This is a genomic window from Microbacterium sp. BR1 (assembly GCF_002812725.1).
Classification (GTDB): domain Bacteria; phylum Actinomycetota; class Actinomycetes; order Actinomycetales; family Microbacteriaceae; genus Microbacterium.
In genome coordinates, this window is record NZ_NMUN01000004.1 from 909,650 (window position 1) to 929,192 (window position 19,543).

Annotated in this window: 18 protein-coding genes; 3 read left to right on the forward strand and 15 right to left on the reverse strand. The window is 68.8% G+C overall.

The window, feature by feature from the left end; genetic code table 11:
- Positions 1 to 17: 17 nt before the first annotated feature.
- Positions 18 to 1,415 carry a dipeptidase gene (locus CGU35_RS08540; protein WP_100811068.1) on the reverse strand — a complete coding sequence of 466 codons (1,398 nt, stop codon included), beginning with the start codon at positions 1,413 to 1,415 and terminating at the stop codon, positions 18 to 20.
- A 51-nt stretch (positions 1,416 to 1,466) separates the two neighbouring features.
- On the opposite strand from CGU35_RS08540, the gene CGU35_RS08545 reads away from it, so the two are divergent.
- Entirely contained in the window at positions 1,467 to 2,036 is a 570-nt protein-coding gene (locus CGU35_RS08545; protein WP_232711196.1) for a DUF3043 domain-containing protein, read from the forward strand.
- 168 nt (positions 2,037 to 2,204) lie between these two features.
- On the opposite strand, the gene CGU35_RS08550 is transcribed toward CGU35_RS08545, so the two are convergent.
- The 14 genes from CGU35_RS08550 to murC form a co-directional block, all read right to left on the reverse strand.
- The gene (locus CGU35_RS08550) at positions 2,205 to 3,227 is read right to left on the reverse strand and encodes a quinone-dependent dihydroorotate dehydrogenase (RefSeq protein WP_100811375.1); all 1,023 of its coding nucleotides are present in this window, start codon (positions 3,225 to 3,227) and stop codon (positions 2,205 to 2,207) included.
- Between the two features lie 46 nt (positions 3,228 to 3,273).
- A complete protein-coding gene (gene nrdR / locus CGU35_RS08555; protein WP_100811070.1) occupies positions 3,274 to 3,759 on the reverse strand; it encodes a transcriptional regulator NrdR in 486 nt (161 codons plus the stop codon).
- A gap of 31 nt (positions 3,760 to 3,790) precedes the next feature.
- A complete protein-coding gene (hisD, locus tag CGU35_RS08560) occupies positions 3,791 to 5,116 on the reverse strand; it encodes a histidinol dehydrogenase (RefSeq protein ID WP_100811071.1) in 1,326 nt (441 codons plus the stop codon).
- A 21-nt stretch (positions 5,117 to 5,137) separates the two neighbouring features.
- Positions 5,138 to 6,217 carry a hypothetical protein gene (locus tag CGU35_RS08565; RefSeq protein WP_232711197.1) on the reverse strand — a complete coding sequence of 360 codons (1,080 nt, stop codon included), beginning with the start codon at positions 6,215 to 6,217 and terminating at the stop codon, positions 5,138 to 5,140.
- A gap of 61 nt (positions 6,218 to 6,278) precedes the next feature.
- On the reverse strand, positions 6,279 to 9,746 hold the full coding sequence (gene dnaE / locus CGU35_RS08570; RefSeq protein WP_232711244.1) for a DNA polymerase III subunit alpha: 3,468 nt from the start codon (positions 9,744 to 9,746) through the stop codon (positions 6,279 to 6,281).
- A gap of 92 nt (positions 9,747 to 9,838) precedes the next feature.
- Positions 9,839 to 10,759 (reverse strand): RluA family pseudouridine synthase, encoded by a 921-nt coding sequence (locus CGU35_RS08575; protein WP_100811074.1) that lies wholly within the window; start codon positions 10,757 to 10,759, stop codon positions 9,839 to 9,841.
- A gap of 2 nt (positions 10,760 to 10,761) precedes the next feature.
- Positions 10,762 to 11,529 (reverse strand): signal peptidase II, encoded by a 768-nt coding sequence (gene lspA, locus CGU35_RS08580; RefSeq protein WP_100811075.1) that lies wholly within the window; start codon positions 11,527 to 11,529, stop codon positions 10,762 to 10,764.
- A 3-nt stretch (positions 11,530 to 11,532) separates the two neighbouring features.
- Positions 11,533 to 12,117: a DivIVA domain-containing protein gene (locus CGU35_RS08585; RefSeq protein WP_100811076.1), complete on the reverse strand. Its 585-nt coding sequence runs from the start codon at positions 12,115 to 12,117 to the stop codon at positions 11,533 to 11,535.
- 142 nt (positions 12,118 to 12,259) lie between these two features.
- Positions 12,260 to 12,565 (reverse strand): YggT family protein, encoded by a 306-nt coding sequence (locus tag CGU35_RS08590; protein WP_100811077.1) that lies wholly within the window; start codon positions 12,563 to 12,565, stop codon positions 12,260 to 12,262.
- Between the two features lie 9 nt (positions 12,566 to 12,574).
- Positions 12,575 to 13,024 carry a cell division protein SepF gene (locus CGU35_RS08595; protein WP_036294602.1) on the reverse strand — a complete coding sequence of 150 codons (450 nt, stop codon included), beginning with the start codon at positions 13,022 to 13,024 and terminating at the stop codon, positions 12,575 to 12,577.
- Between the two features lie 33 nt (positions 13,025 to 13,057).
- The gene (locus tag CGU35_RS08600) at positions 13,058 to 13,753 is read right to left on the reverse strand and encodes a YggS family pyridoxal phosphate-dependent enzyme (RefSeq protein ID WP_100811078.1); all 696 of its coding nucleotides are present in this window, start codon (positions 13,751 to 13,753) and stop codon (positions 13,058 to 13,060) included.
- A 40-nt stretch (positions 13,754 to 13,793) separates the two neighbouring features.
- On the reverse strand, positions 13,794 to 14,948 hold the full coding sequence (gene ftsZ / locus CGU35_RS08605; RefSeq protein ID WP_100811079.1) for a cell division protein FtsZ: 1,155 nt from the start codon (positions 14,946 to 14,948) through the stop codon (positions 13,794 to 13,796).
- A gap of 181 nt (positions 14,949 to 15,129) precedes the next feature.
- Entirely contained in the window at positions 15,130 to 16,110 is a 981-nt protein-coding gene (locus tag CGU35_RS08610) for an FtsQ-type POTRA domain-containing protein (RefSeq protein WP_100811080.1), read from the reverse strand.
- A 3-nt stretch (positions 16,111 to 16,113) separates the two neighbouring features.
- Positions 16,114 to 17,526: a UDP-N-acetylmuramate--L-alanine ligase gene (gene murC / locus CGU35_RS08615; protein WP_100811081.1), complete on the reverse strand. Its 1,413-nt coding sequence runs from the start codon at positions 17,524 to 17,526 to the stop codon at positions 16,114 to 16,116.
- Between the two features lie 209 nt (positions 17,527 to 17,735).
- Between murC and CGU35_RS08620 the strand changes: the two genes are divergently transcribed.
- Both CGU35_RS08620 and CGU35_RS08625 read left to right on the forward strand, forming a co-directional pair.
- Positions 17,736 to 18,095 carry a PadR family transcriptional regulator gene (locus CGU35_RS08620; RefSeq protein WP_100811082.1) on the forward strand — a complete coding sequence of 120 codons (360 nt, stop codon included), beginning with the start codon at positions 17,736 to 17,738 and terminating at the stop codon, positions 18,093 to 18,095.
- Complete coding sequence (locus tag CGU35_RS08625) at positions 18,092 to 19,426, forward strand: hypothetical protein (RefSeq protein WP_100811083.1); 1,335 nt, start codon at positions 18,092 to 18,094, stop codon at positions 19,424 to 19,426. Before CGU35_RS08620 ends, CGU35_RS08625 begins: the two co-directional genes overlap by 4 nt.
- Positions 19,427 to 19,543 lie beyond the last annotated feature (117 nt).

Genomic DNA, 19,543 nt, shown 5'->3' on the forward strand with positions numbered 1-19,543 from the left:
GTCCTCCTGGCCCGAGTCTACCCGCGGCCTCGGTCATCGAGGGCGCGCAACAGCAACGCTTCGCTCAAGATCGCGTGACGGAAGGTCTCCAGGTGTAGGGATTCGTTCGGGCTGTGCGCCCGCGAATGCGGGTCTTCGACACCCGTGACCAGAATCTGCGCCTCGGGGAACTCGCGCACGAGATCGGAGATGAAGGGGATGCTTCCGCCGACCCCGATGTCGACGGGATCGACGCCGTATCCCTCCGCGAAGGCCTCTCGCACCGCCGCGACGGCCCACCCGGACGTGTCCACGAGGAACCCGTCCCCCAAGTCCACGTCGGAGAAGCTCAGCTCGGCGCTGAACGGCGCGTTCGCGCGGAGGTGCGACTCGAGAGCGGCGTACGCGTCGGCGGCTTTCTGGCCCGGTGCGACGCGGGCACTGATCACGACCGAGACCTCGGGGGTCAGCGTGTTCGAGGCGGCCTCGACACTCGTGAAGTCCGTACCGATGACTGTGATCGCGGGGCGATTCCAGATGCGAGACAGGATGTCTCCGGATCCGGCGGGTGAGACGCCCGGGAGCAGTCCCGCCTCGTCACGCAGAGTCTGCTCCGTGTACTCCGGAGTCTCCGCTTCTCGCGCCGTCATGCCCTCGACGGCGACGGTCCCGTCGGCATCCCAGAGGGTGGCGAGGAGCTTGATCGTCGCGAGCATCGCGTCGGGCACCGCACCGCCGAACATGCCGGAGTGCGATGCGTGGTCGAGGGTTCGCACGCGCATCGTGAATCGCGCGTTCCCACGGAGCGAAACGGTCAGCGCCGGGGTGTCCGAATCCCAGTTACCCGAGTCCGCAACGACGATCACGTCGGCGCGGAGCGCGTCCCTGTTGTCGGAGAGGAACTGCGCGAACGAGCGCGACCCGTACTCCTCCTCGCCCTCGACGAACAGGACGACCCCCAGCTCGAGCTCACCCTCGGTGCTCTCGCGCAGCGCACGGAGCGCCGCGATGTGCGCCATGATGCCGGCCTTGTCGTCCGCAGCACCACGCCCGTACAGCCGTCCGTCGCGCACGGTCGGTTCGAACGGCGGAGACTCCCAGAGTGCGTCATCGCCCGGGGGCTGGACGTCGTGGTGCGCGTAGAGAAGCACGGTCGGCGCGCCGCCGCGAGCGGCGCGGGTCGCGAGAACGGCGGGCTGCCCCACCTCGTCGGTGCCGGGGACGGCAGCCCGCAGGATCTGCACCTGGTCGAACACTCCCGTACCCTCGGCCAGGCTCGCGACGGCGCTGGCGCTGCGCTCCAGCTGCGTCTGATCGAACGCCGGCCACGCGATGCCCGGGATGCGCACGAGGGCGCCGAGGTCGGCGAGAGCCGGGGCGATCCCGTCCTCGACGGCGGAACGGAGTGGGGAGGCGGGGACTTCCGATGCGTGCATGCGGGTAATCTTATGGGCGAGTACAACACCGCCGACCTGCAAGGAAACATCGTGGCCAACTCCCCCGCACCCGTGCCGAGCGACGAGGATTCCGCCGCGGTCGGTGCCGGAAAGGGACGCGCGACGCCGACGCGCGCCGAGCGGGAGGCCCTTCGTCGACGCCCGCTCGTGGCCGACACGAAGGAAGCCAAGCAGCGCGCCCGCGCGGAACTCGCGGCGAAGCGCGACCAGGCCCGCGCAGGGATGGCCAAGGGCGACGAGCGCTACCTCCCCCCGCGCGACAAGGGGCCGCAGCGCAAGTTCCTGCGCGACTACGTCGACGGCGGATGGCACCTCGCCGAGTTCGTGATGCCCGCCATGATCGTGGTGATCCTGCTGACCTTCATCCAGAACACCTACATCCAGTACTACGCGTTCATCGCCCTGTGGGGCTTCATCCTGCTCGTGATCCTCGACATGGTTCTGACCGGATGGCGCGCAAAGCGCGCGATCCGCGCCAAGTTCGGAGCGGACAAGCTCGAGCGCGGCACCGCCTGGTACGCGGCCATGCGCTCGATGCAGATGCGCTTCCTTCGTCTGCCGAAGCCCCAGGTGCGCCGCGGCGGCAAGCCCGTCGGCTGACCCGGCTCCCGGCAGTACCGCAATATCGTCGACACCGCGTTCACAACTCAGTCCCCCGGCGATCGCCACGCCACCTGACGCCCGCGATCATGCAGTCCGCGAGAGAGACGCGCCTGGATCTCCTGAGTTGTGAACACAGCGCGACGCCCGTTGCCGGGCGTGTCGGGCTCAGTCGCGGACGAGAGCGCGGTTGATCTGGCGAGCCCAGAGCGGTCCGCGGTACAGGAACGCCGTATAGCCCTGGACCAGGGTCGCCCCCGCATCGAGACGTTCGCGGACATCGGCGGCCGACTCGACGCCGCCGACCGAGATCACGCAGAACTCGGCGGGGACGGCATCCCGGACGATCCGCAAGACCTCGAGCGAACGGGCACGCAGAGGAGCACCCGAGAGCCCACCGGCTCCCGCGGCCTCGACCACGGCGGGGGCGGTCACGAGTCCAGCGCGGGAGAGCGTCGTGTTGGTCGCGATCAACCCGTCGAGTCCGAGCTCGACCGCGAGACGAGCGATCGCGCCCACCTCGTCGTCGTCGAGATCGGGGGCGATCTTCACCAGCAGCGGCGTCGCGCCCGCGGCATCCTTCACGGCCCGCAGCAACGGGGCGAGCGTCTCGACGGCCTGGAGCGTGCGGAGCCCCGGCGTGTTCGGCGACGACACGTTCACGGCCAGGTAGTCGGCCAGTGGCGCCAGGCGAGTGGCGGAGCGGACGTAGTCGGCGGTCGCATCCGCGACATCGACCACGCGGCTCTTGCCGATGTTGATGCCGATGACGGGCCGGTCGCGGCGACGGCGGAGCCGCGAAATACGGGCGGCCGCGGCATCCGCTCCCCCGTTGTTGAAACCCATGCGGTTGATGACGGCGCGGTCCGGGATCAGGCGGAACAGGCGCGGGCGGGGGTTTCCGTCCTGCGGGATGGCCGTCAGCGTTCCGACCTCGACGTGCCCGAAGCCCAGGGCCCCCAGCCCGAGGACCCCGACGGCATCCTTGTCGAACCCGGCAGCGACACCGAAGGGCGAGGGGAAATCGATGCCGAGTGCCCGGGTGCGCAACGACGGCGCGGGGCGCGTGATGCGGCGGACGACGTTCGCGAACGGACGCACGCCGGCAGCACGGATGACCCACATGCCCAGGTGATGCGCCGTCTCGGGGTCGAATCGCGAGAGCACGGCGGAGAACAGCACGCGATACAGCCGGCCCCCGCCATCGCCGCTCGTGATCGGACCAGGCCCCCTGGACTCAGCCACGCGGAACGTCGCCGTCGAATCCGGGCGCCGCCACGCGATCCGCGCGGAGGTCTTCTATCGCGGCCTCGAAGTCGTCGAGCGATTCGAACGCCTGATAGACGCTCGCGAATCGCAGGTACGCGACCATGTCGAGTGCTCTGAGGGGCCCGAGGATGGCGAGACCGATCTCGTTCGTGTCGACCTGCGACGCGCCCGTCTGCCGGACGGCCTCTTCGACCTTCTGCGCGAGCATCGCGAGATCCGCCTCGGTCACGGGCCGGCCCTGACACGCCTTGCGCACACCGGACATCACCTTCTCGCGGCTGAAGGGCTCGATCACGCCCGAACGTTTGATGACGTTGAGGCTCGCGGTCTCGATGGTCGAGAACCGCCCGCCGCACTCCGGGCACTGCCGGCGACGGCGAATCGAGAGACCGTCATCGCTCGTACGCGAATCGATCACGCGGGAGTCGGGATGCCGGCAGAAAGGGCAGTGCATGGGTTCTCGTGGTCCTCGCTGGAGTACGGAGTCAGATCGCGGATGCTTCGGAGCCCGCGACCACCGGAGCGAATCGCGCCGTCACGGCCTCACCGTGCGCCGGCAGTGCCTCGGCCTCGGCCAGCGCGACGATCGCGTCGGCCACGCCCGCCAGCGCATCACGGTCGTAGGCGATGATCTGCTGTGCGCGCAGGAACGTCTGTGCGCCCAGCCCGGCGGCGTAGCGCGCCTGGCCTCCGGTGGGCAGGACGTGGTTGCTTCCCGCCAGGTAGTCGCCGAGGCTCACGGGTGAATTCGGGCCGAGGAAGATGGCACCGGCATTCGTCAGCTCGGGCAGCAACCCCCCGGGGTCGCGCGTCTGGACTTCCAGGTGCTCGGGGGCGTAGGCGTTGCTGAATGCCACGGCCGCCGCCAAGTCGTCGACGAGCACGATCGCGGACTGAGTGCCGGCCAGCGCCGTGCGGACGCGATCCGTGTGACGGGTGCGGGACGCGACGTCCTGCACCCGCGTCCGAACCGCGTCGGCCAATGCCTCCGAATCCGTCACGAGGACCGCCCCGGCCTGTTCGTCGTGCTCGGCCTGACTCACCAGGTCCGCGGCGACGAGTGCCGGGTCTGCGGAATCGTCCGCGATCACCAGGATCTCGGTCGCACCGGCCTCGGAGTCGGTTCCCACGACACCGGCAACGTGCCGCTTGGCCGCGGCCACGAAGTTGTTGCCCGGGCCCGTCACGACGTCGACGGGTTCGAGGTCGATGTCGTGCACGCCGTATGCGAGTGCGGCGATGGCGCCCGCACCACCGATCGCGTACACCTCTTCGATGCCCAGAAGACCCGCCGCGGCGAGGATCGTCGGGTGCACCCTCCCGTCACCGCGCTGGGCGGGAGATGCCAGCGCGACGGCGGACACACCGGCGACCTGGGCCGGAACGACGTTCATGATGACGCTGGACGGATAGACCGCCTTGCCCCCGGGCACGTAGACGCCGACGCGGCGCACGGGCTGCCAGCGCTGGGTGACCACGGCGCCCGGCGCCAGCTCGGTGACGACGGGCGGCGGAACCTGCGCGGCCGAAGCGCGGCGGACATTCGCGATGGCGCGTTCGAGCGCCTCACGCACGTTCGCGTCGAGCCCGGCCACGGCCGCGTCGATGTCGGCACGCGGGACGCGGAGCGCATGCCCCGTCACGCCGTCGAACTTCTCGGCCTGCTCGCGAAGCGCAGCCTCGCCCCGGTCTCGGACATCGGCGACGAGTTCGCCCGCGACCCGCAGGGCGTTATCGCGTGCTTCGGTCGCGCGCGGAACGAGGGCCGCGGCGTCGCGCGCGGCGGTGCCGCGGAGGTCGATCGTGCGCATCCTCCCAGGCTACCGGGCCGTTCAGCCCCGGGTGACGCCCGAGACGTCGGAGAGCACGCCGACGCGGCCATCCTCGTGCTGGACGACGAAGCTCGACCCGCGGTCGGCGATGACGAGCGCCCACGCGGTCGGCCCGATACGGAACAGCGGGGCGCCGGTGCGCTCGTCCACGACATCGCGCTCGACGGGGACAAGGGCCCAGAAGGGCCGCGATGCCGCCGCGGGTGCGGCATCCGTCGTCTGCTGTCCGCCCGTTTCGGACGTACCGCGTGCGTACGCGGGAGTCGGGCTCCACGCTCCGGGCTCAATCACGCCGGTATCTCCCGTCGAAGGCTCGACGTCGTCCAGCGCGTACGAACCGATCGGATAGCCCCCGGTCGCCTGCGCGGCGCCATCGCTCGACACCGGCGCGTACGACTCCGGCGCGGGGGTCGGCTCCGGACGCGGGCGCGGTACGACGGCGCGCACAGCGCGGGCGTTGCGGTGCGCGACGGCCTCCGGGCGTCCACGGAAGTCCTCGTCGAACGGCGCGATGTACGGCGCGAAGACCGAGACCAGCACGAGGCCCAGGAAGACGATCAACTCCACCCAGACGACCCAGGTGGTGTACCAGGGGCCGTCGTCCACGACGGTGGCGATGGTGTTCCAGATGTACGACAGCCAGATGACGCTCGAGACCGAGAACGCGACGGACGCGAACTGATCGACTCCCAGCGAGCCGACGCGACGGATGCCATCGGGTGAGAACCGACGGAGGACGATCAGGAATACGGCAACGGTCGGCACGCCGATCGGGAGCACCCAGTCGATGCCGCTCATCCAGACCGAACGGAACGGGATCTGGACGACAGAGAAGAACGACACGAGGAACGCGACGGCCCAGAGTCCGAGGATGGCGACCTCGCGGATCGTGAACGGGCCCACGCCATACTGCGGTGCCTCTTCGGGCTCGATCGCCGTCGACCTCGTATCGGAGTCTGCAGCGTCGAGATCTGCGGAGCGGGAGTCTGCGGCGTCGGAGTCAATCGCGTCGGGCTCGGTCGCCGAGACCGGCGTAGCTGCGCGATCCTTCTCGTCGTTGGTCGGGTTCTCGTCGGTCATAACCATCCCCTTTCGCGCGACGCCGTCGGCGCCCCGGCTACCTTACCTCGCGCACATGAGCTCAGCCCAGGCATCCCGGCCCGAGCAGAGACTTCAGTTCTCCGTACAGATCCGCCGTCACTCTCACGGGATGCGGCACCTCGAAAACCTTCGCGATGTCACCCTTGGTGAGCTTCATCCGGACCTCGGTCTGCCCGTGGTGTCGCTCGAGCACGATCGCCAGATCGGTGATCACCGAGTGGGTCGCGCGGTGCTCGGGCAGGATGAGCTCGAGAGCCCCGGCCGCATCCACCGCGCCCAGATCGGGAACCATGGCCGACACGGCGTGCAGGTTGAGCCCGTCGTCGCGGCGGGACACGCGTCCGCGCACGACGAGGATCGCGTCGGCCTGCAGCAGCGGCTGATACTCGACGTACGTCTTGCCCATGAACATGACGTTCACCTCGCCGTTGAAGTCCTCGACGGTGACCATGCCGTAGGGATTGCCGCTGGACTTCGCCACACGGTGCTGCACACTCGTCAACAGGCCCGCGACGGTGACCTGGTCGCCGTCGCTGAGGTCTTCGGCGGCGAGCAGGTCGTGGATCGTGGTCGAAGCGTGCTTGGCGAGCGGCATCTCGAGTCCCGCGAGCGGGTGGTCGGAAACGTACAGCCCGAGCATCTCGCGCTCGAACGCCAGCTTGTCCTTCTTCGTCCACTCGGGGCGGTGCGGCACCGTCTTCGAGCCGTGCTGGGGCTCGTCGAACAGACTGTCGAAGTCGAAACCGTACTGCCCGTTGGCCTCGTTGCGTTTGACGTCGACCGTCTGCTCGATCGCGTTCTCGTGGATCTCGAGCAGAGCCCGTCGTGTCGCGCCCGTCGAGTCGAACGCTCCGGCCTTGATCAGCGACTCGATCGTGCGCTTGTTCGCGACCTGCAGCGGGACACGCTGCAGGAAGTCGTGGAAGGAGGTGAACGGATCGTCGCCGCGGCACGCCACGATCGCGTCGACGACGTTCGCTCCGACGTTGCGGATCGCGCCGAGGCCGAAGCGGATGTCGTCGCCGACGGCCGCGAAGTAGCGGATCGACTGGCTCACGTCGGGCGGAAGCACCTTCATCCCCATGCGCCGGCACTCGTTGAGGTACACCGCGAGCTTGTCCTTGGAGTCGCCCACGCTCGTGAGCAGCGCGGCCATGTACTCGGCGGGATAGTGCGCCTTGAGGTAGGCGGTCCAGTACGAGATCAGACCGTACGCCGCGGTGTGAGCCTTGTTGAAGGCGTAGTCGGCAAAGGACTCGAGAACCTTCCACAGGGCATTCTGCGCGGCGGCGGAGTATCCGTTCGCCGTCATGCCCTCGAAGAAGTCGGCCTGCTGCTTGTCGAGCTCGGACTTCTTCTTCTTGCCCATCGCACGCCGGAGGATGTCGGCCTGTCCGAGCGAGAAGCCGGCGAGCTTCTGGGCTGCGGACATGACCTGCTCCTGATAGACGATCAGGCCGTAGGTCGTGCCGAGGATCTCACTCAGGGGCTCTTCGAGCTCGGGATGGATCGGCGTGATCGGCTGCAGGCCGTTCTTGCGGAGCGCGTAGTTCGTGTGCGAGTCGACGCCCATGGGTCCGGGGCGATACAGCGCGAGCACGGCCGAGATGTCTTCGAAGTTGTCGGGCTTCATCAGACGCAGGAGCGACCGCATGGGTCCGCCGTCGAGCTGGAAGACGCCCAGGGTGTCGCCGCGAGCGAGGAGTTCGTAGGAAGCGACGTCGTCGAGCGTGAGGTCCTCGAGCACGAGCCGCTCGCCGCGGTTGGCCTCGATGTTATCGAGCGCGTCATCGATGATCGTGAGGTTGCGCAGCCCCAAGAAGTCCATCTTGATCAGGCCGAGCGACTCACAGGCCGGGTAGTCGAACTGCGTGACGATCTGGCCGTCCTGCTCCCGCTTCATGATCGGGATGATGTCGGTGAGCGGCTCGCTCGACATGATGACACCGGCTGCGTGCACGCCCCACTGGCGCTTCAGGTTCTCGAGACCGACGGCCGTATCGAAGACCGTCTTCGCCTCGGGGTCGGTCTCGATCAGCGTCCGGAACTCGGATGCCTCTTTGAAACGCGGATGCGCCTTGTCGAACATGCCCTCGAGCGGCATGTCCTTGCCCATCACGGCGGGGGGCATCGCCTTCGTCAGCCGCTCCCCCATGCCGAACGGGAAGCCGAGCACGCGCGAGGCATCCTTGAGCGCCTGCTTCGCCTTGATCGTGCCGTACGTCACGATCTGCGCAACCCGCTCGTCGCCGTACTTCTCGGTCACGTACTGGATGACCTCGCCGCGGCGACGATCGTCGAAGTCGACGTCGAAGTCGGGCATCGAGACACGCTCGGGGTTGAGGAAGCGCTCGAAGATCAGCCCGTGCTGCAGCGGGTCGAGATCGGTGATGCGCATGGCGTATGCGGCCATCGAACCGGCACCCGAGCCACGGCCGGGACCCACCCGGATGCCGTTGTTCTTGGCCCAGTTGATGAAGTCGGCGACGACGAGGAAATAGCCGGGGAACCCCATCTGCACGATGACGTCGGTCTCATACTCGGCCTGCCGGCGAACCTCGTCGGGAATGCCGGACGGATAGCGCGCCTGCAGCCCGCGCTCGACCTCTTTCACGAACCAGGACTGCTCGGTCTCGCCGTCGGGGACGGGGTAGCGCGGCATGTAGTTGGCGCTCGTGTTGAACTCGACCTCGCACCGCTCGGCGACGAGCAGCGTGTTGTCGCAGGCCTCGGGATGATCGCGGAAGATCTGGCGCATCTCGGCAGGGGTCTTGACGTAGTACCCGTCGCCGTCGAACTTGAAGCGCTTGGGGTCGTCGAGCGTCGAACCGGACTGCACACAGAGCAGCGCAGCGTGCGACGTCGCGTCGTGCTGGTGCGTGTAGTGCAGGTCGTTGGTCGCGAGCAGCGGGATGTCGAGGTCTTTCGAGATCCGGAGCAGGTCGCTCATCACGCGCCGCTCGATGCTGAGCCCGTGGTCCATGATCTCGGCGAAGTAGTTCTCCTTGCCGAACAGGTCCTGGAACTCGGCGGCGGCCGCGCGGGCGGCGTCGTACTGGCCGAGGCGCAGGCGCGTCTGAACCTCACCCGAGGGGCAGCCCGTCGTCGCGATGAGTCCCTTGCCGTACTTCTGCAGAATGTCGCGGTCCATCCGGGGCTTGAAGTAGTAGCCCTCGATGCTCGCGAGCGACGACAGCCGGAACAGGTTGTGCATGCCCTCTGTGCTCTGCGAGAGCAGAGTCATGTGCGTGTACGCGCCCGAACCCGAGACGTCGTCGTCACTCTGGTCGGGACCGCCCCACTTGACGCGGGATCGGTCACTGCGGTGGGTGCCGGGCGTGACGTAGGCCTCGACACCGATGATGGGTTTGATCCCGACATCCTTCGCGGCCTTGTAGAACTCGTAGGCACCGAAGGTGTTGCCGTGGTCGGTGATCGCGATCGCGGGCATGCCCTGTCGTGCGGCCTCTTGCACCAGGGGGCCGATACGGGCGGCCCCGTCGAGCATCGAGTATTCGCTGTGCACATGCAGGTGAACGAAGGAGTCGGCTGCCACACATCCACACTACGGGCCGTCACCGACATCGTCGTCCGATGCGACTACCCGGTGCGCAGCACCTCGAGCGCGTGGGCGAGATCGGCCGGATAGTCCGACGCGAACGTCACCCATTCGCCATTCGCCGGGTGGTGGAACGACAGCTGCCGGGCATGCAGCCACTGGCGTGTGAGACCGAGGCGTGCCGACATCGTGGGGTCCGCGCCGTAGAGCGGATCGCCGACGCACGGATGCCTCTGCGCGGCCAGGTGCACCCGGATCTGGTGCGTCCTCCCGGTCTCGAGGTGGATCTCGAGCAGCGAAGCTCCGCGAAACGCCTCGAGCGTCTCGTAGTGCGTGACCGAGTCCTTGCCATCCGGTGTGACCGCGAACTTCCACGAGTGCGTCGGGTGCCGGCCGATCGGCGCGTCGATCGTGCCGGACAGCGGATCCGGATGCCCCTGCACCACCGCGTGATAGATCTTCTCGACCTCGCGCTCCTTGAAGGCGCGCTTCAGAGCGACGTACGCGGCCTCGGACTTGGCGACGACCATGAGGCCGCTCGTGCCGACGTCGAGGCGGTGCACGATCCCCTGGCGTTCGGCGGCGCCGGTCGTCGCGATGGTGTACCCGCTCGCCGCGAGGGCGCCCAGGACCGTGGGGCCCTCCCAGCCGACGCTCGGATGCGCGGCGACGCCCGCCGGTTTGTCGATCACGACGATGTCGTCGTCGTCGTAGACGATGCCGAAACCGTGCACCGTCACGGGGACCACCCGGGGCTCTTGGCGCTCTTCCCACACGACCTCGAGCCACGCGCCGCCGGAAAGACGATCGGACTTGCCGACGACGCGGCCGTCCACGCTGACTCCGCCGGACTCCGCGACCTCAGCCGCGAACGTGCGCGAGAACCCGAGCATCTTGGCCAGGGCCGCGTCGACCCGTGTCCCCTCGAGGCCGTCGGGCACGGGAAGGCTCCGCGCCGGCACGACTAGATCCTCGACTGCTCGTCGTCACCGTCGACGGTGGCGGGGCGTGACGGGCGCGTGGACGGGTGCGGGGCACCGACATCCGGATCCGCGACGGGGAACAGCGCATCGCGATCGGCCCCGACGCCCTCGATCGAGATGCCCTGGATGGAAACGGGACCGCCCTCTGAAGACCCGGCATCCGAAGCGTCCTGTTCGGTGGAGCTCGAGGTGCGATCCTCGCGGCGCTCGCGCGTACCGTCCATGTGCAGGCCGATCAGGACGAGCAGGGCGATGACGATCATGTCGCACACGATGAACATGTCGGCGACGTTGTAGATCGCGGGCATCATCCATGGCGTGGAGATGAAGTCCACCACGTGACCCACGGGGAAGCCTGGGTCGCGCAGCAGTCGATCCGTGAGGTTGCCGAGCACACCGCCGAGCAGGAGCCCGAGCACGACGGCCCACACCCGCGATCGGACTCGCGTGATCATCAGCCATACGATCGCGACCGCGACCGCGGCGAGGGCGATCGTGAAGACCCAGGTCACGCCTTCACCGAGCGAGAACGCCGCGCCCGGGTTGAACACCAGGACGAACACCAGGAATTCGCCCAGGATCGGTACCGGATCGCCCGGGGTCAGGTTCTGCAGGACGAAGTACTTGCTCAGCTGATCGGCGGCCAGGGCCACCACCGCGAGAGTCGCGATGATGGCGATGGCCGCCGATCGGTTGAGTGGCTTGCGCGGCCCCGCGGACTGCTCGGGTGCGGGGCTCGGAGCTGTCAAGGCCTAGAGACCGATGGCCGACACGGGCGTCGAGCCCGAGGTCGAACCGGACGTCTCGAGGTCGCGCAGCTGACCCTCGATGTAGCTGCGCAGCTGAGCGCGGTAGTCCCGCTCGAACTGACGGAGCTCGGTGATGCGACCCTCGAGCGCCTTGCGCTCCTTCTCGAGACGCGCAGATTCTTCGCGCTGCTTGGCCTCGGCCTCGGCGACGATGCGCGACGCGGTCGCCTCGGCCTCCGAAACGAGCTTGTCGCGCTGGGCGATACCCTCGGCGACATGCTCGTCGTGGAGACGCTGGGCGAGCTCGATGATGCCGGCGCTGGTGCTCGCACCGGCGTCGTCCGCGGACGGAGCGGCAGCAACGGGGGCCTCGGGAGTCGGCTCAGCAGCGGGGGCGGCTGCGGCGGGCTTCTCACCGGACTCGTAGGCCTCGAGCTTGGCCTTCAGCTCTTCGTTCTCGGCGATCGTCTTGCGCCATTCGACGACGATCTCGTCGAGGAAGTCATCGACCTCTTCGGGGTCGAAACCCTCTTTGAACCGGACGTGCTGGAACTGCTTGGTAACAACGTCATCGGGGGTCAGAGCCATGGGGGATCCGTCCTGTTCATCTCTGCTGGTCACGGCGTGGCTGCGCTGGGGCGCGAAGCCATCAGCATAGCTGAGCCGTCACGGCGCCGCGAGAGCGGACCGGGTGCGCGCGGACCGCATCGGACCGCCCGGGAGCGCGGATCTATGCCGCGCCGGCGATGGAGCGCGTGACGCTCAACAGGATGAAACACAAGAAGATCGTGAGCGCGAAAGCGAGGTCGATCGCCACCGGTCCGATGCGAAGCGGGGGGATGAATCGACGGAAGAGCCGGATGGGAGGATCCGTAACGGTATAGATGATCTCGGCGAAGACGAGGCCCGCGCCGCGAGGACGCCATTCGCGATTGAACACCGGGATGTACTCGAGAATGAGTCGTCCCAGCAGCACGAAGACGTACAGCAGGATCAGACCGTTGAGGATCGACGCGATGAGCCTCAGCAGTTCCACGTATACAGACTACGACGCGGAGAAGGGCGCCGCGTCCGGGTCGGCGTGCGGGATGCCGCCGTCACCCGAAACCTCGACGTGTTCGGGCGAGAGCAGGAAGACCTTGCTCGTGACCCGCTCGATGCGTCCGTACAGCCCCAGGGACAGCCCGCTGGCGAAGTCGATCAGGCGGCGAGCGTCGGCATCGCTCATCTGCGAGAGGTTGATGATCACGGGGATCCCCTCGCGGAAGTTCTCGGCGATGACCTGTGCATCGCGATACTGCTTGGGGTGAACCGTGAGGATCTCGGTCAGTCCGCCCGCGGCGGGCTGGTGGACGGCTTTCGGGCGGAGCGGCGTGACCGTACCCTTGGGCTCGACGGCGTGCACCCGCGAGTGCTGCTGCTGCGGCTCGTCGACGACTTCTTCTTCGTCGGCAAGACCGAGGTAGACCATGGTCTTCTTGAGCGGGTTCGACATCGCATCCTCCGTGTTGGCTCGTCTGTTTCGAGGTTAACCGTGGGCGGGTCGGTTGCCCGTGATTGCGGACCCGATCCGCAGGTGTGTCGCGCCGGCGGCGATCGCTTCCTCGAAGTCGCCCGTCATCCCGGCGCTGATCCAGGATGCGTCGGGCACCACGGCGCGCACGCGTGCGCCGTGCTCGGCCAGGCGCGCAAAGGCCTCGGCAGGGTGCTCGTCGAGGGGCGCGACCGCCATGACTCCGCGCAACCGGAGCCCGGGGCATCCGGCGATATGCTCGGCCAGGGCGACGACGTCGGACTCGCTCGTCCCGCCGCGCCCCGCGTCGAGCGTCAGGTTGACCTGCAGGAGCACGTCGAGCGGCGGCGTACCGGGGTCGGCTGCACTGCTGAGGGCGTCGGCGAGCCTGGCACGGTCGACCGAATGGACGACGGATGCGGCGGCTCGCACGGCGCGCGCCTTGTTGGTCTGGATCTGCCCGACGAAGTGCCACCGCAGGTCGGCGAGGTCGTCGAGCTCGGCACGCTTCGCCGTGATCTCCTGCTGGCGGTTCTCGCCCACGTCGCGGACGCCGAGGGCGTACAGGTCCCGCACGAGCTGCGCCGGGTGGAACTTCGTGACGACGATCCGCGTGATATCGGACGGGTCGCGTCCGTTCGCCCGGGCGGCGGCGGCAATGCGCTCGTCCACCCGAGCCAGTCGGTCCACGAGAGGGGCCGCTTCGGTCATGCGGCACCTCTCGTGGGCCGCGGCATCCTCGAGGAAGCCGCTACTTCAGGAAATCGGGGATGTCGAGGTCGTCGTCGCCGAACGCCGAGTCGAATCCCGCGGCTTCGGGGACGATCGGGCCCGAAGCCGAACCCACCGAGACCGATTCGCGCGCCTCGACCTTGACCTCGGCCGCCTCGTCCGCCGTGGCGGTGGGCAGGGCGGGAACCTGGCGCTGGGCAAGGATCGGCTCGCTCCGCTGCATCGGTTCGCCGCCGTCGAATCCCGCGGCGATGACGGTGACGCGCACCTCGTCGCCGAGCGTGTCGTCGATGACCGTTCCGAAGATGATGTTCGCCTCGGGGTGCGCGGCCTCTTTGACGAGTTGCGCGGCATCGTTGATCTCGAAGATTCCGAGGTTCGAGCCGCCCTGGATCGACAGCAGCACACCGTGCGCGCCCTCGATCGAGGCCTCGAGCAGGGGGGATTCGACCGCGAGCTCGGCGGCCTTGATCGCGCGATCCGCGCCGCGTGCCGAACCGATGCCCATGAGTGCCGATCCCGCGCCCTGCATGACCGACTTGACGTCGGCGAAGTCGAGGTTGATGAGACCGGGCGTCGTGATGAGGTCGGTGATGCCCTGAACACCGGCGAGCAGGACCTGGTCGGCCGTGGCGAACGCCTCGATCATCGAGATGCCGCGATCGCTGATCTCGAGCAGCCGATCGTTCGGCACGACGATGAGTGTGTCGACCTCTTCCTTCAGGCGCGCGACACCCGTGTCGGCCTGGGTCTGACGCCGGCGTCCCTCGAACGAGAACGGGCGCGTGACGACACCGATCGTGAGGGCTCCGATCGACTTCGCGATCTTGGCGACGACGGGCGCACCACCCGTGCCCGTGCCGCCGCCTTCGCCGGCCGTGACGAAGACCATGTCGGCGCCACGCAGGGCCTCTTCGATCTCCTCCGCGTGGTCCTCCGCCGCGCGGCGACCCACTTCGGGGTCGGCACCGGCGCCGAGGCCGCGGGTGATCTCGCGACCGACGTCGAGCTTGACGTCCGCGTCGCTCATCAGCAGCGCCTGCGCGTCGGTGTTGATCGCGATGAACTCCACGCCGCGCAGGCCGAGCTCGATCATGCGGTTGACGGCGTTGACGCCGCCGCCGCCGACGCCGACGACCTTGATGACGGCGAGGTAGTTCTGGTTCTGGCTCATGCCGGCCTCCGTGTCGCGAACCTGGGTGAAACCTTCAACCTCAAGTAGAACTGTAAAGAAATGCCCGGTATGCATTTCCTCTGTTCACACGGTAGGCCGGGGCTCCTCCCCCGCCCGCAGGCGCGCGGCGTGTCGCCACACACGGACGGAATCTCCGCTCGCGTGACCCGAATGGACGGCGTCAGCGGACGACGACGGATGCCGGCGACGAGACGTCGTACACCGACATCCCCGGCCGCGCGGTCATCGCCCGGTCGAGGTTCAGCGCCTTCTGACCCGTCTCTTCGACCGCACCCCAGACGACCTGCGTGCCGCTCGCGAGGGTCAGCGTGACGTCGTCGCGCGTCGTCGCAGCGACCCGGGTCACCTGCGCCGCGATCGCGTCCGGCAGGGCGCGCATCACGAGACCCGCGGACTCGAACGCCCCGGATGTCGTGCCGCCCGCGATCTCGAGAACCGGTCGACCCTCCGGCGCGGTCGGGCTCGTCTCGAGCGCAACGCCCGCCGCATCGACCAGCGTCCAGCCTGCGTCCGTCTGGATGACGCCGATCGGGGTCCGCTCGACGATCCGTACCACCAGGTCGTGCGGCGGTCGCGCCTCCAGCGTGTAGGACTCGACGAGCGGAAATGCGACGAGGGCCGCCTTCACGGCGCTCGCGTCGACGAGCGGCAACGGCGTGCCGAGCTGGCCCGAGAGCGCCTCTTCGACCGTCGCTGCGGGGAGCGATGTCGTGCCGACGACCTCGATCCGCTCGACGGCGAACAGCGGGCTGTACGCGGCGCCGACGCTCCCGACGATCAGCAGCAGCACCGCCGCGGTGCCCACGAGCCACGCCAGCCGACGGCGCCTGCTCCGGACAGTGAAGCGGCGCACCTCACGACGCAGGGCACGACGCCGGGCGCGCGCGGCACGCCAGACGTCGCGGATCCCCGTGCGGCGCGGCGTCGTCGTCTCGTGCCCCACATCCTCCTGCGATGCGACATCGCGGGGACCGGGCGCGGGTACTTCGGGACCCGTCGAAGGGGGCAGAGCGGATGCTTCCTCGCCCGAGCCCTCGAGCCCGCGCGGCGCGGCCGGCTCGTCGTCCCACGAACGCGAGGTCGTGCGCTTCGGCGTGGGCCCGGCTTTCTCGGACGCGGGAAGCGGCGGGGGCCGACGCATCCGTCAGTCCGAGACGCCGGCCGGCGTCGTCTGCGCGAGTGCTTCGAGCACCTGCGGGATGATCAGGTAGACGTTGCCGCAGCCGAGCGTGATGACGTAGTCGCCGTCGCGGGCGACCGTCGCGGTGTAGTCCGCCGCCTGCTGCCAGTCGGCCACGAACGCGACGTGGTCGGGGTCGGCGAAGGCGTCACGGACGAGGGCACCGGTGACGCCTTCGATCGGGTCCTCGCGCGCGCCGTAGACGTCGAGCACGACCGTGTGGTCGGCGTATTCCTCGAGCACCTCGGCGAATTCCCGGTACATCTGCTGCGTTCGGGAGTAGGTGTGCGGCTGATGCACCGCGATGATACGGCCGTCGCCGATCACGGTGCGCGCCGCGGCGAGGGCCGCGGCCACCTCAGTCGGGTGGTGCGCATAGTCGTCGAAGACGCTCACTCCGCGCGCGACGCCGTGCAGCTCGAAGCGACGGACGGTTCCCGCGAAGCCTTCTACCGCTCGCAGCGCGGGCTCGAGTTCGTGCCCGAGCGAGAGCAGCACCGCGACGACGCCGGCGGCGTTGATCGCGTTGTGCGCGCCGGGGATAGCGAGTCGTGCGTGTTCCGTGCGTCCGCAATAGGTGATCGCGAACGACACCGGACCATCTGTGACGATGTCGGTGACGCGGACATCCGCGCCCGCGGATTCCCCGAACGTGACGACATTCGGATGCGTGAGGCGTGCGCTCACGCGGAGCGCGCCGGGATCGTCCGCCGAGATGACGACGCTCTCGCGCGCCCCGTCCGCGAAGCGCACGAACGCGTCGTCGAAGGCGTCGTTCGTACCGTAGTGGTCGAGGTGATCGGGATCGACGTTGGTGATGAGCGCGATCGAGGTGTCGTACAGCAGGAACGTGCCGTCGGACTCGTCGGCCTCGATCACGAAGAGCTCATCGGCACCCGTTCCGCTCGACGCGCCGAGCTGGGCGATCACTCCCCCGTTCACGAAGGTCGGGTCGGAGCCCAGGTCCTGCAGAGCGGTGACGATCATCCCGGTCGACGTCGTCTTGCCGTGCGCACCGGCGACCGAGACCAGACGCCGCCCGCCGATCAGCCAGTGCAGCGCCTGCGACCGGTGGATGACGGGCATCCCGCGTTCTTTCGCCAGGACGAACTCGGGGTTCTCGGGCCAGATCGCGCCCGTGTGGATGACGGTGTCGGCGTCGCCGAGGTTGGCGGCGTCATGACCGACGTGCACACGCGCCCCGAGCGCTTCGAGTTCGCGGAGCGCGGCGCTGTCGGCGCGGTCGGAGCCGGACACCCGGATGCCGCGGGCCAGGAACATGCGCGCGAGCCCGGACATCCCGGATCCGCCGATGCCGATGAAGTGCGCGGACTCGATGTTCGCGGGAATCGGCAGGGTCAGGTCGGGTCGGATCATGGCCCGACAAGTCTAGGTCGGCGACCTGCGAGGTCGGCGCTCGGCGCGCCCGGTCACCCGGCTCCATGCGGCGCGCCGCGAGGCCGCTGCGCCTCGAACGGTCGCGACATGCCGTTCCATGTCGGTGTGGAACGGCATGTCGCGACCGTTCGAAGATGTCTGACCGGCCCGCCCTGGACATACTCCCGACTTGGGAATATGTTCGACCCATGAGCGCATCACTGGGCACGACCGCCTTCTGGGTCCTGACGAGCCTGACGCAGGGCCGCCGCCACGGCTACGCGATCCTGCGGCATGTGGACGAGGCATCCGGCGACCCGGGTGCCCTCAAGACCACGACCCTGTATGCCACGATCGAGCGCCTGCAAGCCCGTGGCCTCGTGATCGAGGACGGTGACGAGATCGTCGATGGGCGGGCGCGCCGCTACTACGCGCTCACCGACACCGGCCGGTCCCGCCTCGAAGATGAGCTCGCCGACCTCGAGAGGCGAGCATCCGCGGCCCGCGCGGCGCTCGCACCCCCGCGGCCAGCGCCCGTCATCGTGACCCGCGCGGCGACGTTCGCATGACGACGCCGGACGAGCGGGAGTTCCGCGCGCTCCTGCGGTGGTACCCCCGCCGCTGGCGCGAACGCAACGAGTCGATCGTGCTCGGCACGATGCTCGATGACGCGGAGGCGCGCGGTTTGCAGACACCGGATGCCTCGATGCGACGCGGGGCGATACTCCACGGTCTCGGTGCCCGTCTGGACCGGCGCACCGCGATCGTCGCGGCGTCCCTCGCGGCCGCGCTCGCCCTCGCGGGCATCCCCCTGTTGTTTCTGGGCGTCGGCGCGGCGTGGCTGATACCCGGATTCGGGGTCGGCCCGCTCCTCATCCTGGTCGCCGTCGTTGCCACATTGCGCACACGCGGGATCATCTCCGCCGCAGAGGCGCTGACGGGTATTTCTCTCGCTCTGCCGGCGACGACGCTCTCGACGCTCGTCGCCCTCTCGTGGAGCGTCGGTTTCGACGAAGCCGACGCCGGGACCACCCGCGGATGGTTCGCGCAGGCTTTCATCTGGTTCGCCGCCGCCGCGTGGCTCGCCGCCATGGCCTGGGGTGCGGTCGTCGTGGGAGGAATGCTCCGCGCCCCCGCGATGCGCGCGGTCTGGGCTCGGCTGGCTGGTGCGGCGTGCGCTGCGGTCGCCTACCCGTTTCTCGCGTTCTCGCTTCTGAGCCCGGCGAGCGGGGCGCTTCTGGCAATCGCAACCCTCGGCTCCGTGATTCTCCTGGCCCAGCCACGGGCACCGATCTCGAACCCGGCGCCCCCCGCCCCACGCGCCGCGAGAACGACCCGGCCCGCGAGCAGAACCGTTCTGGTCTGCGCCGTGGCGTCCGCGGTCGCGGGTACCGCGGCTGTCCTGTTCGCTCTCACGGGAAGCGGATGGCCCGGATCCACCCTGGATGGAACCGGGGCGATGCGCTTCGGCATCGTCGCCGGCTTCATCGCCGCGCTGCCGTACTGCGCGACGATCGGGTTGATGCGATCCGCCCACCACCGCGCACTCCACGCCTGGGGACCCGCATTGCTCATCGCCGGAGGGTTCGTCATCGCCGCAACCGAGAACATCGTCGGGGGCGGGGATGGGAACCGTATCGTGTGGGCGCTTCTGATCGCGGGGCTCCCCCTGGGCGGCGCGGTCACGTGGATCCTCTCGACCGGACGCTGGGCCGCTCGAACGGTTCAAACGACGATCGCGATCATGTGCGGCGCGGCGGTGGTCGTCACCGCCCTGGCCATCCAGATGCTGCCCTTCCTGCTCCCGATCGCGGCGCTCATCCTCGCGGTCGGCGAAGGCCGCCGGCTGAGCACGCGCCGCACCCACCGCGACCACCGGCCCTACCCAGCATCCGCATAGTCTCCCCCTGACCCGGAACCCCCGCGGAACCTCACGAACGGTCGCGACATGCCGTTCCCCATCGATGGGGAACGGCATGTCGCGTCCGTTCGAGGTGGTTGGAGCCATCGAACTGGC

What these genes read in the sequence shown, in the direction of transcription:
- CGU35_RS08540 (WP_100811068.1), bottom strand. Translation starts at nt 1,415, where the DNA reads ATGCACGCATCGGAAGTCCCCGCCTCCCCACTCCGTTCCGCCGTCGAG.
- nrdR (WP_100811070.1), bottom strand. Translation starts at nt 3,759, where the DNA reads ATGCACTGCCCTTTCTGCCGGCATCCCGACTCCCGCGTGATCGATTCG.
- hisD (WP_100811071.1), bottom strand. Translation starts at nt 5,116, where the DNA reads ATGCGCACGATCGACCTCCGCGGCACCGCCGCGCGCGACGCCGCGGCC.
- CGU35_RS08565 (WP_232711197.1), bottom strand. Translation starts at nt 6,217, where the DNA reads ATGACCGACGAGAACCCGACCAACGACGAGAAGGATCGCGCAGCTACG.
- dnaE (WP_232711244.1), bottom strand. Translation starts at nt 9,746, where the DNA reads ATGCTCGACGGGGCCGCCCGTATCGGCCCCCTGGTGCAAGAGGCCGCA.
- CGU35_RS08585 (WP_100811076.1), bottom strand. Translation starts at nt 12,117, where the DNA reads ATGGCTCTGACCCCCGATGACGTTGTTACCAAGCAGTTCCAGCACGTC.
- CGU35_RS08595 (WP_036294602.1), bottom strand. Translation starts at nt 13,024, where the DNA reads ATGTCGAACCCGCTCAAGAAGACCATGGTCTACCTCGGTCTTGCCGAC.
- CGU35_RS08600 (WP_100811078.1), bottom strand. Translation starts at nt 13,753, where the DNA reads ATGACCGAAGCGGCCCCTCTCGTGGACCGACTGGCTCGGGTGGACGAG.
- ftsZ (WP_100811079.1), bottom strand. Translation starts at nt 14,948, where the DNA reads ATGAGCCAGAACCAGAACTACCTCGCCGTCATCAAGGTCGTCGGCGTC.
- CGU35_RS08610 (WP_100811080.1), bottom strand. Translation starts at nt 16,110, where the DNA reads ATGCGTCGGCCCCCGCCGCTTCCCGCGTCCGAGAAAGCCGGGCCCACG.
- murC (WP_100811081.1), bottom strand. Translation starts at nt 17,526, where the DNA reads ATGATCCGACCCGACCTGACCCTGCCGATTCCCGCGAACATCGAGTCC.
- CGU35_RS08620 (WP_100811082.1), top strand. Translation starts at nt 17,736, where the DNA reads ATGAGCGCATCACTGGGCACGACCGCCTTCTGGGTCCTGACGAGCCTG.
- CGU35_RS08625 (WP_100811083.1), top strand. Translation starts at nt 18,092, where the DNA reads ATGACGACGCCGGACGAGCGGGAGTTCCGCGCGCTCCTGCGGTGGTAC.